The sequence below is a fragment of the Bacillus sp. G16 genome (assembly GCF_021282335.1).
Taxonomy (GTDB): Bacteria; Bacillota; Bacilli; order Bacillales; family Bacillaceae; genus Bacillus; species Bacillus inaquosorum.
Window position 1 is genome coordinate 38,722 of sequence record NZ_JAJSOZ010000022.1, and the last position, 13,619, is coordinate 52,340.

The 13,619-nt window shown below is 43.4% G+C and carries 18 protein-coding genes and 1 pseudogene; 16 read left to right on the top strand and 3 right to left on the bottom strand.

The window, feature by feature from the left end; genetic code table 11:
• Nucleotides 1-56 precede the first annotated feature (56 nt).
• The 12 genes from dacF (at nucleotide 57) to lysA (ending at nucleotide 9,376) form a co-directional block, all read left to right on the top strand.
• On the top strand, nucleotides 57-1,226 hold the full coding sequence (gene dacF / locus LWH95_RS19170) for a D-alanyl-D-alanine carboxypeptidase DacF (RefSeq protein ID WP_148981927.1): 1,170 nt from the start codon (nucleotides 57-59) through the stop codon (nucleotides 1,224-1,226).
• A gap of 95 nt (nucleotides 1,227-1,321) precedes the next feature.
• Nucleotides 1,322-1,675, top strand: coding sequence for an anti-sigma F factor antagonist (gene spoIIAA, locus LWH95_RS19175; protein WP_003223957.1), 354 nt, complete (start codon nucleotides 1,322-1,324; stop codon nucleotides 1,673-1,675).
• On the top strand, nucleotides 1,672-2,112 hold the full coding sequence (gene spoIIAB, locus LWH95_RS19180; protein ID WP_003236730.1) for an anti-sigma F factor: 441 nt from the start codon (nucleotides 1,672-1,674) through the stop codon (nucleotides 2,110-2,112). Before spoIIAA ends, spoIIAB begins: the two co-directional genes overlap by 4 nt.
• An 11-nt stretch (nucleotides 2,113-2,123) precedes the next feature.
• Nucleotides 2,124-2,891: an RNA polymerase sporulation sigma factor SigF gene (sigF, locus tag LWH95_RS19185; RefSeq protein WP_003236728.1), complete on the top strand. Its 768-nt coding sequence runs from the start codon at nucleotides 2,124-2,126 to the stop codon at nucleotides 2,889-2,891.
• 126 nt (nucleotides 2,892-3,017) lie between these two features.
• Entirely contained in the window at nucleotides 3,018-3,638 is a 621-nt protein-coding gene (spoVAA, locus tag LWH95_RS19190; RefSeq protein WP_019258805.1) for a stage V sporulation protein SpoVAA, read from the top strand.
• Nucleotides 3,628-4,053, top strand: a complete 426-nt coding sequence (spoVAB, locus tag LWH95_RS19195) for a stage V sporulation protein SpoVAB (protein ID WP_003236725.1) — start codon at nucleotides 3,628-3,630, stop codon at nucleotides 4,051-4,053. Before spoVAA ends, spoVAB begins: the two co-directional genes overlap by 11 nt.
• A 12-nt stretch (nucleotides 4,054-4,065) precedes the next feature.
• Complete coding sequence (spoVAC, locus tag LWH95_RS19200; RefSeq protein WP_003236723.1) at nucleotides 4,066-4,518, top strand: stage V sporulation protein AC; 453 nt, start codon at nucleotides 4,066-4,068, stop codon at nucleotides 4,516-4,518.
• A gap of 12 nt (nucleotides 4,519-4,530) precedes the next feature.
• Nucleotides 4,531-5,547, top strand: coding sequence for a stage V sporulation protein AD (spoVAD, locus tag LWH95_RS19205; protein ID WP_003236720.1), 1,017 nt, complete (start codon nucleotides 4,531-4,533; stop codon nucleotides 5,545-5,547).
• 1 nt (nucleotide 5,548) lies between these two features.
• Nucleotides 5,549-5,899: a stage V sporulation protein AE gene (gene spoVAE / locus LWH95_RS19210; RefSeq protein WP_003236718.1), complete on the top strand. Its 351-nt coding sequence runs from the start codon at nucleotides 5,549-5,551 to the stop codon at nucleotides 5,897-5,899.
• Between the two features lie 7 nt (nucleotides 5,900-5,906).
• On the top strand, nucleotides 5,907-6,524 hold the full coding sequence (gene spoVAEA / locus LWH95_RS19215) for a stage V sporulation protein SpoVABEA (protein WP_100274454.1): 618 nt from the start codon (nucleotides 5,907-5,909) through the stop codon (nucleotides 6,522-6,524).
• Nucleotides 6,469-7,950 (top strand): spore germination protein SpoVAF, encoded by a 1,482-nt coding sequence (gene spoVAF / locus LWH95_RS19220; RefSeq protein ID WP_232920169.1) that lies wholly within the window; start codon nucleotides 6,469-6,471, stop codon nucleotides 7,948-7,950. Before spoVAEA ends, spoVAF begins: the two co-directional genes overlap by 56 nt.
• A 106-nt stretch (nucleotides 7,951-8,056) precedes the next feature.
• Entirely contained in the window at nucleotides 8,057-9,376 is a 1,320-nt protein-coding gene (gene lysA / locus LWH95_RS19225) for a diaminopimelate decarboxylase (RefSeq protein WP_232920171.1), read from the top strand.
• A 26-nt stretch (nucleotides 9,377-9,402) separates the two neighbouring features.
• Here the strand turns inward: lysA and LWH95_RS19230 are convergent, their stop codons facing one another.
• Entirely contained in the window at nucleotides 9,403-10,275 is an 873-nt protein-coding gene (locus LWH95_RS19230) for a DUF1002 domain-containing protein (RefSeq protein WP_232920170.1), read from the bottom strand.
• A gap of 257 nt (nucleotides 10,276-10,532) precedes the next feature.
• Here LWH95_RS19230 and LWH95_RS19235 point away from each other — a divergent pair, with 257 nt between their 5' ends.
• The gene (locus LWH95_RS19235; protein ID WP_003223931.1) at nucleotides 10,533-10,964 is read left to right on the top strand and encodes a peptidylprolyl isomerase; all 432 of its coding nucleotides are present in this window, start codon (nucleotides 10,533-10,535) and stop codon (nucleotides 10,962-10,964) included.
• Between the two features lie 151 nt (nucleotides 10,965-11,115).
• Here the strand turns inward: LWH95_RS19235 and LWH95_RS19240 are convergent, their stop codons facing one another.
• Nucleotides 11,116-11,328, bottom strand: coding sequence for a spore germination protein (locus LWH95_RS19240; RefSeq protein ID WP_003236705.1), 213 nt, complete (start codon nucleotides 11,326-11,328; stop codon nucleotides 11,116-11,118).
• 299 nt (nucleotides 11,329-11,627) lie between these two features.
• Between LWH95_RS19240 and LWH95_RS19245 the strand changes: the two genes are divergently transcribed.
• Nucleotides 11,628-11,834: a zinc ribbon domain-containing protein gene (locus tag LWH95_RS19245; protein WP_003236703.1), complete on the top strand. Its 207-nt coding sequence runs from the start codon at nucleotides 11,628-11,630 to the stop codon at nucleotides 11,832-11,834.
• On the opposite strand, the pseudogene LWH95_RS19250 reads toward LWH95_RS19245, so the two are convergent.
• Nucleotides 11,777-11,982: pseudogene (locus tag LWH95_RS19250) on the bottom strand (hypothetical protein). The gene LWH95_RS19245 and the pseudogene LWH95_RS19250 overlap by 58 nt on opposite strands.
• Nucleotides 11,983-12,338: 356 nt before the next feature.
• On the opposite strand from LWH95_RS19250, the gene sipS reads away from it, so the two are divergent.
• Both sipS and LWH95_RS19260 read left to right on the top strand, forming a co-directional pair.
• On the top strand, nucleotides 12,339-12,893 hold the full coding sequence (gene sipS, locus LWH95_RS19255; RefSeq protein ID WP_060398946.1) for a signal peptidase I sipS: 555 nt from the start codon (nucleotides 12,339-12,341) through the stop codon (nucleotides 12,891-12,893).
• Between the two features lie 236 nt (nucleotides 12,894-13,129).
• Nucleotides 13,130-13,474 (top strand): hypothetical protein, encoded by a 345-nt coding sequence (locus tag LWH95_RS19260; RefSeq protein ID WP_003236697.1) that lies wholly within the window; start codon nucleotides 13,130-13,132, stop codon nucleotides 13,472-13,474.
• Nucleotides 13,475-13,619: the final 145 nt, after the last annotated feature.

The following is a 13,619-nucleotide window of genomic DNA, read 5'->3' on the forward strand; positions in this document are numbered from 1 at the left end:
TAAAACCATCCCGCTTGGAAAAAATAAAAAGGATTATGAAATGGAGGGCTTTTGAGATGAAACGTCTTTTATCCACTTTGTTGATTGGTATAATGCTGCTTACATTTGCACCGTCTGCATTTGCAAAACAAGACGGAAAACGTACATCGGAGCTTGCTCATGAAGCGAAGTCTGCGGTGCTGATAGAACGTGACACAGGAAAAGTGCTTTACAACAAGAACAGCAATGAGAGACTGGCGCCTGCAAGCATGACGAAAATTATGACGATGCTTTTGATTATGGAAGCTTTAGATGAAGGCAAAATCAAAATGAGTGATAAGGTCCGTACGAGCGAGCATGCGGCTTCAATGGGCGGCTCACAGATTTTCCTTGAACCCGGTGAGGAAATGACTGTCGAAGAAATGCTGAAAGGCATCGCAATCGCTTCAGGGAATGACGCTTCCGTAGCAATGGCTGAATTCATTTCCGGCTCTGAAGAAGAATTTGTTAGGAAAATGAATAAAAAAGCAAAAGAGCTTGGCTTGAAAAACACATCCTTCAAAAACCCGACCGGACTGACCGAGGAAGGGCATTACAGCTCTGCTTATGACATGGCAATCATGGCTAAGGAATTATTGAAATACGAATCAATCACGAAGTTTACCGGTACGTATGAGGATTATCTGCGCGAAAATACAGATAAAAAGTTTTGGCTTGTCAATACGAATCGGCTTATCAAATTTTATCCTGGCGTAGACGGTGTAAAAACAGGCTATACAGGAGAGGCCAAATATTGTCTGACAGCTTCAGCTAAAAAAGGAAACATGCGGGCCATTGCGGTTGTGTTCGGAGCGAGCACACCTAAAGATAGAAACGCGCAAGTGACAAAGATGCTTGATTTCGCTTTTAGTCAATATGAAACGCATCCTTTATATAAACGAAATGAAACAGTAGCAAAAGTAAAGGTCAAAAAAGGAAAACAAAAATTTGTCGAACTCACTACATCTGAGCCGATTTCAATATTGACGAAAAAAGGCGAGGATATGAAAAATGTGAAAAAAGAAATCAAAATGAATGACAATGTAAGTGCTCCGATTCAAAAAGGCCAAGAGCTTGGCACTCTCGTTCTGAAAAAGGATGGAGAAGTGCTTGCTGAAAGTCCTGTTGCTGCTAAAGAAGATATGAAGAAAGCCGGGTTCATAACATTCTTGAAGCGGACGATGGGAGACTGGACAAAATTTAAGTAATTATGCCGAATGACCACTAGTTTTGTCACGGTGAAGGAATTCATTCCGTCGAAATCGAAACACTCATTATCCGATCATATCAAGGAGGAATGAGCATGAGCCTTGGAATTGACATGCATGTCAAAGAATCTGTGCTTTGTATTCGATTAACAGGCGAACTCGATCACCATACGGCTGAAACCCTGAAACAAAAAGTGACTCAATCATTGGAGAAGGATGATATTCGCCATATTGTGCTGAACCTGGAGGACCTTTCCTTTATGGACAGCTCGGGGCTTGGCGTTATTTTAGGAAGATACAAGCAAATTAAGCAAATTGGTGGGGAAATGGTCGTTTGCGCTATCTCTCCTGCGGTGAAACGGCTGTTTGATATGTCGGGTCTGTTTAAAATTATCCGATTTGAACAATCCGAGCAGCAGGCGCTGCTGACGCTGGGGGTGGCATCATGAAAAATGAAATGCATCTCGAGTTCTCTGCCCTCAGCCAGAATGAATCATTCGCCCGTGTGACAGTTGCTTCATTTATTGCCCAGCTAGACCCGACAATGGACGAACTGACCGAAATCAAAACAGTCGTTTCAGAGGCTGTGACGAATGCCATTATCCATGGATATGAAGAGAACTGTGACGGGAAAGTTTACATTTCAGTGACGCTGGAAGATCATGTCGTATATTTGACCATTCGTGATGAAGGCATGGGCATTACAGATCTTGAAGAAGCCCGCCAGCCTTTATTTACGACGAAGCCTGAGCTTGAGCGCTCTGGAATGGGCTTTACCATTATGGAAAATTTCATGGATGATGTCAGTATCGATTCATCGCCTGAGATGGGAACGACGATTCGCTTAACAAAGCACTTATCAAAAAGCAAAGCGCTTTGTAATTAAGGAGATTTGTTATGGATGTGGAGGTTAAGAAGAACGGCAAAAACGCTCAGCTGAAGGATCATGAAGTAAAGGAATTAATCAAGCAAAGCCAAAATGGCGACCAGCAGGCAAGAGACCTCCTCATAGAAAAAAACATGCGTCTTGTTTGGTCTGTCGTACAGCGGTTTTTAAACAGAGGCTATGAGCCTGACGATCTCTTCCAGATCGGCTGCATCGGGCTGTTAAAATCTGTTGACAAATTTGATTTAACCTATGATGTGCGTTTTTCAACGTATGCAGTGCCGATGATTATTGGTGAAATCCAGCGTTTTATCCGTGATGACGGAACCGTAAAGGTGTCAAGGTCATTGAAAGAACTTGGAAACAAAATCAGGCGCGCGAAGGATGAACTTTCAAAAACATTGGGCAGAGTGCCGACAGTGCAGGAGATCGCCGATCATTTGGAGATTGAAGCAGAAGATGTCGTACTCGCTCAAGAGGCAGTAAGGGCTCCGTCTTCGATTCACGAAACCGTTTATGAGAATGACGGAGATCCGATTACCCTGCTTGATCAAATCGCTGACAACTCTGAAGAAAAGTGGTTTGAAAAGATTGCGCTGAAAGAAGCGATCAGCGATTTGGAGGAAAGGGAAAAACTAATCGTCTATCTCAGATATTATAAAGACCAGACGCAGTCCGAGGTTGCTGAGCGGCTCGGGATTTCTCAAGTTCAGGTTTCCAGGCTTGAAAAGAAAATATTAAAACAGATCAAGGTTCAAATGGATCATACGGATAGCTAGTCTGCGATGCAGGCTGGCTTTTTTGTGTGCAAAAGCGTGGTAATTTATGGTCTTTTCAAGCGGATGAATGAGAACAAAATCGAACCACATACTACATATATAACCACCGAAAGATGGTGATCAAAGATGGAACGACGTATATTTATCCGACTTCGCCACAGGGTGCTGGCACATCCGGGGGATATCATCACGGTTGGAGATGCCGCGCAAATTGAAGGACAGCTTCAGCTGAAAAAGAAACTTTCGGCTATGCCGCTCTATCAGGTGAGCGAAAAAGATAAAAATATCGTAATTCTGGATATCATACAAGTCCTCAAAGCCATTCATTTACAAGATCCGACACTTGATGTTCAAACGGTAGGCGGAGCAGAAACCATTGTTGAAATTCAGTACCGGAAACGGCAAATATCAACGGTTCTGTTTATTGGTGTCTGGCTGCTTTTGTTTATCGGATCGTGTCTTGCCATCATGAACTTTCATGAGGATGTAAGCATGAGAGATGTTCATATTGCACTTTATGAAATCATAACTGGAGAGAGGAATGACTATCCATATTTGCTGCAAATCCCATACAGCATCGGTTTGGGACTTGGGATGATCGTGTTTTTCAACCACATATTTAAAAAGCGCCTTAATGAAGAGCCCAGCCCGCTGGAGGTTGAGATGTTTAACTATCAGCTTGATCTCGACCAATATGTGGCCATGCATGAGAATCAAGAAACAATAAAGGATCTGCATGATCGCTAGTGTATTGTTCATTATTTTTGTCGGGCTCGGCGGAGGCATCACGGTGGGGGCTGGCTTCGTTGCTTTTTTAACCGTAATGGGGATCATTCCGCGGCTGATGCAGCTCACCAAAACGATGAGATTCGTTCAGGCTTATGAAGCGGCTGTTATTCTTGGCGCTGTTTGCGGGGGATGGGAGACGCTTCATATGAACCATCTTTTTTTAACAAAATGGATTGCTGTACCGGTCGGGCTGCTGGCAGGTGTGTTTGTCGGAATGCTTGCGGCTGCCCTTACAGAGGTTTTAAATGTCCTGCCGATTTTGGCAAAACGAATCGGGCTCAGAAGTAAAATCATTATTCTGTTAATGGCCATCGTGATTGGAAAAATCGCGGGATCTTTATTTCACTGGCTATATTTTATTGATCATTCATAAGGAGGTTTCAAGATGACAAACATAAAAGAAAACTACAAATCAAAAGTAAAAACGTATCAGCCTAAGCCGCCTTACGTATGGAACTGTGTAAAAGCCTTTCTGGTAGGCGGTCTGATCTGTATGATCGGGCAAGGTCTGCAGAATTTTTATATCCATTTTTTTGATTTTAATGAAAAAACAGCGGGAAATCCAACGGCGGCAACGCTGATATTATTATCAGCCCTGCTTACCGGGTTCGGCATCTATGACAGAATCGGGCAGTTTGCAGGCGCCGGTTCAGCCGTACCGGTCACAGGTTTCGCCAACAGCATGGCAAGCGCGGCTCTTGAATATAAAAGCGAAGGGTTTGTGCTCGGAGTAGCGACAAACATGTTTAAACTGGCGGGAAATGTCATCGTTTTTGGTGTTGTGGCTGCTTACATCGTCGGAATGATTCGGTTTGCTTTTGAGAAACTGATGTCGTAGGAGGAGAAGAAAATGAAATTAACAGGAAAGCAAACCTGGGTATTTGAAAATCCCTTATTTGTCAACTCAGCGGGAACAGCAGCTGGGCCAAAGGAAAAAGACGGGCCGCTCGGCTCCTTATATGATAAAACCTATGACGAAATGCACTGTAATCAAAAAAGCTGGGAAATGGCTGAACGCCAGCTGATGGAAGACGCTGTAAACGCGGCGCTTCAAAAAAGTAATCTAAAAAAAGATGATATTGATCTATTGCTGGCAGGCGACTTGCTGAATCAAAACGTGACGGCCAATTATGTGGCAAGGCACTTGAAAATTCCGTTTCTTTGTATGTTTGGCGCTTGTTCAACATCAATGGAAACGGTGGCTGTCGCATCAGCCTTAGTTGACGGCGGGTTTGCCAAGAGGGCTCTCGCTGCCACCAGCAGTCATAATGCCACAGCGGAAAGACAGTTTCGCTATCCGACGGAATACGGCGGCCAAAAACCGGACACTGCAACGTCTACTGTAACTGGAAGCGGAGCTGTTGTCATCAGTCAGACACCGGGTGATATCCAAATCACAAGCGCGACTGTCGGAAAGGTTTCTGACTTAGGAATTACAGATCCGTTTGATATGGGATCGGCCATGGCTCCGGCTGCAGCTGATACGATTAAACAGCACTTTAAAGACCTCAACCGGACAGCGGATGACTATGATCTGATCCTGACAGGTGACCTATCCGGCGTCGGATCTCCCATCGTAAAAGACATCTTAAAAGAAGATGGCTATCCGGTCGGCACAAAGCATGATGATTGCGGGCTTCTGGTTTATACGCCGGATCAGCAGGTCTTTGCCGGAGGGAGCGGCTGCGCATGTTCAGCGGTCGTTACCTACTCTCACATTTTTAAGCAGCTGAGAGAAGGAAAATTAAACCGTGTATTTGTCGTGGCGACCGGGGCGTTGTTAAGCCCGACAATGGTCCAGCAAAAAGAAACCATCCCGACCATCGCCCACGGGGTTGTATTTGAGCGCGCAGGAGGTGCATCTTAACATGGACTACCTTTTGGCTTTTGTATGCGGCGGAGCTATTTGTATTGTTGGCCAGCTGCTGTTAGACGTATTTAAATTGACGCCAGCCCACGTCATGACGTCCTTTGTCGTTATAGGAGCGATTTTAGATGGTTTCGGCATTTACGATAAATTTATTGAATTTGCCGGAGGGGGCGCCACTGTTCCGATCGTAAGCTTTGGCCACAGTCTTCTGCATGGTGCCATGCATCAGGCGCATATACACGGATTTATCGGGATCGGCATGGGGATTTTTGAGCTGACATCTGCCGGTATCTCAGCCGCCATTCTCTTCGCCTTTCTCGTAGCTGTTATTTTCAAACCGAAAGGATAATGTCAACATGACGACAAAGCGAAAGGTCATACTGGTAACAGACGGGGACGTGTATGCCGCTAAAACAATTGAATACGCCGCAAGCCAAGTGGGGGGGCGATGTATTTCACAATCAAAAGGGAACCCCTCCATCCGCAGCGGCGCGGAGCTTGTCAAGCTAATCACCTCAGCGCAGTATGATCCCGTATTTGTCATGTTTGACGACTCAGGCCTGCAAGGAGAGGGTCCGGGAGAAGCCGCTCTTACCTATGTCGCCACCCATCCGTCAATTGAAGTGCTCGGTGTGATTGCGGTCGCGTCAAAAACCCATCAAGCTGAATGGACCAGAGTTGACGTAAGCATTGACCGCAATGGAGAAATAACAGAATACGGCGTCGATAAAGGCGGAGAAAGGGAGTTTGATGAACATAGAATGAGTGGAGACACAGTCTATTGCCTTGATAAACTTGATCTTCCGCTTATTGTCGGCATCGGGGATATCGGCAAAATGGGGAGAAAAGACGATATCTCAAAAGGGTCGCCCATCACCATGAAAGCGGTCGAGTTTATTTTAGAAAGGAGCGGGTATCATGCCGGGTCACAAGGAAGAGAAAATCCGGGTTTATCGGAATCCAGCCAAAAATGAAGCGTATTTTAAAAATCGGGTCGGAATGGGAACCAGCTATGATGTAGGGGTTCGCAAGCTCAACATTTTAGACAAGGAAATACAGCTTTACTATTTAAATGGACTATCTGATACCGCCTATATCATTCATTTAATGAGAGAGCTTGTTGCCATTAACAATCGGAAAGAGGACGCTGATAACCTGGTCGATATCGTCGAAAACAGGCTGCTTAACGCCCAGGTTGAAAAAGTAAAAACGCTGGATGAAACGACTGACCAAGTGCTGTCGGGGCTAGTCGCAGTCATTGTTGAAGACGCAGGCTTCGCATTTATTATTGACGTTAGAAGCTATCCGGGCAGAAACCCTGAAGAGCCCGATACGGAAAAGGTCGTCAGGGGAGCCAGAGACGGATTTGTAGAAAATATCGTCGTCAATACGGCTCTTCTCAGACGGCGGATCAGAGACGAACGTCTTCGCATCAAGATGACAAAGGTCGGTGAGCGATCAAAAACGGATCTAAGCATTTGTTATATAGAAGATATTGCAGATCCGGATCTGGTTGACATCGTCGAAAAAGAAATTGCCGCTATTGATGTCGACGGATTAACAATGGCAGACAAAACAGTAGAGGAATTCATCATTAAACAAGGCTACAACCCGTATCCGCTCGTCCGCTATACAGAAAGGCCGGATGTGGCTGCTAATCATGTACTTGAAGGCCATGTCATCATTATGGTTGATACATCGCCGAGTGTGATTATCACGCCGACGACTTTGTTCCACCATGTCCAGCATGCTGAAGAATACAGACAGGCGCCTGCAGTCGGTACTTTTTTAAGATGGGTAAGGTTTTTCGGTATCATTGCTTCTACTATATTTCTTCCGATCTGGTTTCTATTTGTGCTGCAGCCGGACCTGCTGCCCGAGAATATGAAATTTATCGGCTTAAATAAAGATACGCATATCCCGATCATCCTGCAGATATTCTTAGCTGACTTAGGGATTGAGTTTCTCAGAATGGCTGCCATTCATACCCCGACAGCTTTATCGACGGCAATGGGATTAATTGCCGCTGTGCTGATCGGACAGATTGCCATTGAAGTCGGCCTGTTTTCGCCTGAAGTGATTCTGTACGTCTCACTTGCAGCAATCGGAACCTTTACGACGCCTAGTTATGAATTAAGCTTGGCAAACAAAATGAGCCGGCTTGCCCTGATGATATTCGTTGCTTTATTTCATGTAAAAGGGCTCGTTATCGGATTTACAGTGCTAATTATTGCCATGGCCAGCATCAAATCCCTCCAAACACCGTACTTATGGCCGCTGATGCCCTTTAATGGCAAGGCGCTGTGGCAGGTACTGGTCCGCACAACGAAACCTGGCGCAAAAGTAAGACCTAGTATCGTTCACCCAAGAAATCGCTTAAGACAACCTACCAATTCATAATCGCATTGAAACTGACTGAAGAGTATGATAATGTATGTCTTAATTATGAAGGGACAGTCGATAAAACTGTCCTTTTCACCCATAAGCGGAGAAAGAGGGAATGACATTGTTCTTACATGGCACAAGCAGACAAAATCAACATGGGCATTTAGAAATCGGAGGTGTGGACGCTCTCTATTTAGCAGAAAAGTATGGCACACCTCTTTACGTATATGATGTGGCTTTAATACGTGAGCGTGCTAAAAGCTTTAAGCGGGCATTTATTACTGCAGGGCTGAAAGCACAGGTGGCATATGCGAGCAAAGCGTTCTCATCAGTTGCAATGATTCAGCTTGCTGAAGAAGAGGGACTTTCTTTAGATGTCGTGTCCGGGGGAGAGCTTTATACAGCTGTTGCCGCAGGCTTTCCGGCAGAACGCATCCACTTTCATGGGAATAACAAGAGCAGGGAAGAACTGCGAATGGCACTTGAGCATCACATCGGCTGCATTGTGGTGGATAATTTCTATGAAATTTCGCTTTTGGAAGACTTATGTAAAGAAACGGGACACTCCATTGATGTTCTTCTTCGGATCACACCCGGAGTAGAAGCGCACACGCATGACTATATTACAACAGGTCAAGAAGATTCAAAGTTTGGTTTCGACCTTCATAACGGGCAAACTGAACGGGCGATTGAGCAAGTATTACAATCAGAACACATTCAGCTGCTGGGTGTCCATTGCCATATTGGCTCACAAATTTTTGATACGGCCGGTTTTGTGTTAGCAGCGGAAAAAATCTTCAAAAAACTAGACGAGTGGAGAGATTCATACTCGTTTGTATCCAAGGTTTTGAATCTTGGAGGAGGTTTCGGCATCCGTTATACGGAGGAAGATGAACCGCTTCACGCTACTGAATACGTTGAAAAAATTATCGAAGCTGTGAAAGCAAATGCTGCCCGTTACGGTTTTGACATTCCGGAAATTTGGATCGAACCGGGCCGTTCTCTCGTGGGAGATGCAGGCACAACCCTTTATACGGTTGGCTCTCAAAAAGAAGTGCCGGGTGTCCGCCAGTATGTCGCGGTAGACGGAGGCATGAACGACAATATTCGTCCTGCACTCTACCAGGCTAAATATGAAGCTGCAACAGCCAACCGTATCGGAGAAGCGCATAATAAGACGGTAACGATTGCCGGAAAATGCTGTGAAAGCGGGGATATGCTAATTTGGGATATTGACCTGCCGGAAGTAAAAGAAGGCGATCTTCTTGCTGTTTTTTGTACAGGCGCATACGGATACAGCATGGCCAACAATTACAATCGAATCCCGAGACCTGCCGTTGTATTTGTAGAAAACGGCGAAGCTCATTTAGTCGTGAAAAGAGAAACTTACGAGGATATTGTCAAACTTGACCTGCCCTTTAAAACGAGTGTAAAGCAATAAAAAAGCGCCGATTTCTCGGCGCTTTTTTATTTGAATATAGAAACAATCGCATTCCAGATAGATACGAAGAAATCAATGACTTTCTGGATGAAGTTTTTGCCTTCATCTGATTCTATGAACTTCGTAATCTTATCTTTCGCTTTATCAAGCTGGTCACCGACCTGTCCCCAGTCGATGTCAACATTTTTCATTTTATTGAATAAGGATACAAGCTGATCCTTTTGGCTGTCTGTAAGTGTGACGTTTAAATCAGAAGCTGCGTCGTCCACTTGTTTTTCAATGTCAGCTTTATTGTCAGGCACACCGTTTTTAGCAAACTCTTCTTTGATTTTTGCAATCAGCGCAGCTGCATTTTCGTTACCGATTTTGTCCCCAAGCTCTGATGTCGTGACAAGCTCTTGGTTAGCTACTTGCTTCACATCCTCCGAGATCGCTTCATCAGAAGAAACTTCATACGCCTTAATCAATCCAGTTAAAGCTGCAGTCCCAGATACTTCAAATGGTGCTGTAACATACACCTTCGCATCTTTAACACCTGCTGTCATCAGGGCATTTAGGTACATTTCATCTGTAATGCCGCTGATATTATGCGTCTCAACATTCAGTCCAGAGCCTTTTTTGGCAATGGTTATTGACGATGAAGAAATGGCTCTTGATCCGATTTGAGCGCTCGGTATATATTTTCCTAAATATTCATGTTCTTCCTTATTGGTCACGGTTACCGTTGTGGAATTATCAGGGACATTCATCTCATCAAGCACTTTTTGTTTATCAGATTCTGATAAATCAGCACCCAGAGTTACAATGACATCTCCAACTGCGGCATCCGCGAGACTGACTTTCGGAATCATCAGCAGCAAAACGGCCGCTGCCAGCATTCCAATCCATATTTTTTTCAAAGCAGTTTGACCTCCTTCAATTTCACAAGCAGCTGGATAGAGCTGCTTTGCGAGGACCTGTGATCATGATGAAAATACAGTTCCGTTAGGTTAGACGGAGATAAAGAGATCAAGGTTTCATTTTTATTTTTTGTAAAGCCGGGAGATTCGTTTTCCCCCGAAAGGTGTGGTATAATAGCCGCGACAAGGAGAGACAGGCTATAACCTATCATACATAATCTCCTTTGAAAATTAAAATAAAGAAAGTAGGCATACAATTGAAAACAGGTTACTTTTTATTAGAAGACGGTAACAAAATTGAATTTGAACTTTACCCTGAAGCTGCACCGGGCACTGTCGCAAACTTTGAAAAGCTTGCGAACGAAGGCTTTTATGACGGGCTTACATTCCACCGAGTGATTCCAGGCTTCGTCAGCCAAGGCGGATGTCCTCACGGAACTGGCACAGGTGGCCCAGGATACACAATCAAATGTGAAACAGAAGGAAACCCGCATACACATGAAGCGGGTGCACTTTCTATGGCACACGCAGGAAAAGACACTGGCGGCAGCCAATTTTTCATCGTGCATGAACCTCAGCCACATTTGAACGGTGTTCACACTGTATTCGGTAAAGTAACAAGCGGACTAGAATTCGCGAAAAACATGTCTAATGGCGACGTCATGAAAGAAGTTCGCGTAGAAGGCTAATAGGCAGCAAAAGGCTTCCTCATCTCGGGGGAGCTTTTTTATTTGCAAAAAAATGATCCAATAGAAAACCGCCTGAGTGCTGGAGGCGGTGAATAAAAAGACGTTTATCCGGTTAACGAGGAGTTTTGTATCTGCTTAAAGCAGACAGAAATTACAATGTTTTGGTCACATGCTGATCGGAAAATTGACTGTTAATCATTTTGGACTGGCTTACAAAATTGTTCTCAATGACAATTCCAGTATTCAAGCCGCCGGAACCAAACACAGATTTGGACACAGTTAATGGTCTGATCGTAAAAGCGCCGCCTACGTTTACTACACTGTTCCCGGAAACATTGTTTATATTAATAGGATAATCAATCATTCACGGAGTCTCCTTTCAAATTCTCTATTTTTTATATGTATTATTGCTAGAGTCAATAAGCGTAAACTTATTGGTAAAAATACTTATGTTTTTTATGATGTCGCGAAAAGGGGGGGATTCTTCAATCATTGCATCTTTTTTAGCCAGTCACTCGAGTTAAGCAGCAAAATCGGCTTTTATTTCTGTGGATTTCATATATAAAATTAAGAAAACTTTAAAGTTGCATGGTTCATGAAAATGGTATTTTGTAGTAAAATAAATCAAAACAAACGTGATGTTGTGAAAGGGAGCTTGACGATATGAACAATAAAGGCTGTATAAAATGCGGAAGCACTGAAGCGGGCCAAAAAGAAATAGCCACAACCGGTACGGGATTATCGAAGTTGTTTGACGTTCAGAATAACCGTTTTCTCGTGGTTTACTGCAAGAATTGTGGATATTCGGAGTTTTATAATAAAGAATCTTCAACTGCCGGCAATATATTGGATTTATTTTTTGGAGGCTGATCCATGTTTTCGAGCTTCAATGATATTTAAAATATCTTGAAAGCAAAACGGGATGCAGGCCGGATATGTCACCTGTGAAATGGGCTGCCGCAAACATTCCAGTAACCTTCATGATGTGAATCATTTTGTCAAGCACCATGGGTATCATGGACTGGGCGATCAATGGAATGCAGTAGATGAAAAGACCTGCTCGTAACCTTTTATATATTATCTAAAGATTTAGCATACGAGCTGTCTTTCTTCTAAGCCCATCTCTGCTGAAATTATGTGATTATTTCTTTCATTACTTTCGGATGTCTCTGTGTATTATACGATTGCTGGAGTCCAATTTCTCAAGCAACATTTGATGCAGGGCTAGCTGTGATCGACAAGAAAAAGATAGGTATGATTTGGGTGGAAGATGAGGATTAATAGATTGTAAAATCACTTCAATGGTCCTGATGGGATTTCTTTTCGATTCGTGATAACATAAATTGAAGACCGTTGTTTATTGGAGGAAATCAGTTGAAATCAGAAAATGTTTCGAAGAAAAAATCAATGTTAGAATGGGCAAAAGCAATTGTGATTGCTGTCGTTCTCGCTTTGCTCATTCGCAATTTTATTTTTGCGCCGTATGTCGTTGATGGTGACTCTATGTATCCTACACTTCATAACAGGGAAAGGGTCTTTGTCAATATGACAGTCAAATATATCGGCGAGTTTGATAGAGGAGACATCGTCGTTTTAAACGGGGATGATGTTCACTATGTCAAACGTATTATCGGCCTGCCTGGAGATACGGTTGAAATGAAAAACGACCAGCTCTATATCAATGGGAAAAAGGTGGACGAGCCTTATTTGACAGCTAATAAAAAGAGAGCGAAGCAGGATGGCTATGACCGTTTGACCGATGATTTCGGCCCGGTTAAAGTGCCTGATGACAAGTATTTTGTGATGGGTGATAACCGCCGGAATTCAATGGACAGCCGAAACGGGCTTGGCCTCTTCACGAAAAAACAAATTGCGGGTACGTCAAAGTTTGTTTTCTTCCCGTTTAACGAAATGCGAAAAACGAATTAGGATCTAGCAGCTTCCTGAACAGGAGGCTGCTTTTTTATATCTTTTTTATGTTCATCCCCCAAAACCAGAACATAAATTCGTATATCTATAGAAAAGAAATTTTTGCAGAAATGTGAAACATATTCCCGTTATGCATCGTTATATTAATAATTTACGAGAATTTACGGTTTTTTATTCATGAAAAAAAGGAATAACTCATATGAATGAATAGATTCATATTGGCTGGAGGTTTAAAAATGGGAAGAATAAAAACCAAGATTACCATTCTGTTAGTGCTTTTGCTTTTACTTGCAGGCGGTTATATGTATATAAATGATCTTGAGCTGAAGGATGTTCCGACAGCAATTGGACAAACTTTGTCCTCGGAAGAAGAGGAATACACCATCGAGGAATATAAAGTGACGGAAATTGACGGTTCAGAGTATCATGGAGAAGCAGAAAACGGCACGAAAATCATCTTCAACGGAAAAAAATTAAATCAGGATTTGTCTGATATAAAAGAAGGCGACAAGATTAAAGCATACTTCAGCAAATCAAAGCGAATCGACGGATTAATCAAGGTTGCCAAAGTGAATGATTAACAAAAAAACACCTTTCGGATGGGACTGACCCCATAAGATGAGACAAATAAAAACACCTTCAAGTTTGAATACGGATGATTGTTATCCGAAATTAGACTTGGAGGTGTTTTTTCTATGGGGACAAGAGTGAGTTATCCGGTTGAAG

Bases quoted from the DNA above. Each gene is read 5' to 3' on its own strand.
- spoVAEA (WP_100274454.1), top strand. From the start codon at position 5,907: ATGACGACAAAGCGAAAGGTCATACTGGTAACAGACGGGGACGTGTAT.
- sigF (WP_003236728.1), top strand. From the start codon at position 2,124: ATGGATGTGGAGGTTAAGAAGAACGGCAAAAACGCTCAGCTGAAGGAT.
- LWH95_RS19245 (WP_003236703.1), top strand. From the start codon at position 11,628: ATGAACAATAAAGGCTGTATAAAATGCGGAAGCACTGAAGCGGGCCAA.
- spoVAA (WP_019258805.1), top strand. From the start codon at position 3,018: ATGGAACGACGTATATTTATCCGACTTCGCCACAGGGTGCTGGCACAT.
- spoIIAB (WP_003236730.1), top strand. From the start codon at position 1,672: ATGAAAAATGAAATGCATCTCGAGTTCTCTGCCCTCAGCCAGAATGAA.
- LWH95_RS19240 (WP_003236705.1), bottom strand. From the start codon at position 11,328: ATGATTGATTATCCTATTAATATAAACAATGTTTCCGGGAACAGTGTA.
- spoVAB (WP_003236725.1), top strand. From the start codon at position 3,628: ATGATCGCTAGTGTATTGTTCATTATTTTTGTCGGGCTCGGCGGAGGC.
- LWH95_RS19260 (WP_003236697.1), top strand. From the start codon at position 13,130: ATGGGAAGAATAAAAACCAAGATTACCATTCTGTTAGTGCTTTTGCTT.
- spoVAF (WP_232920169.1), top strand. From the start codon at position 6,469: ATGCCGGGTCACAAGGAAGAGAAAATCCGGGTTTATCGGAATCCAGCC.
- spoIIAA (WP_003223957.1), top strand. From the start codon at position 1,322: ATGAGCCTTGGAATTGACATGCATGTCAAAGAATCTGTGCTTTGTATT.
- spoVAE (WP_003236718.1), top strand. From the start codon at position 5,549: ATGGACTACCTTTTGGCTTTTGTATGCGGCGGAGCTATTTGTATTGTT.
- spoVAD (WP_003236720.1), top strand. From the start codon at position 4,531: ATGAAATTAACAGGAAAGCAAACCTGGGTATTTGAAAATCCCTTATTT.
- dacF (WP_148981927.1), top strand. From the start codon at position 57: ATGAAACGTCTTTTATCCACTTTGTTGATTGGTATAATGCTGCTTACA.
- spoVAC (WP_003236723.1), top strand. From the start codon at position 4,066: ATGACAAACATAAAAGAAAACTACAAATCAAAAGTAAAAACGTATCAG.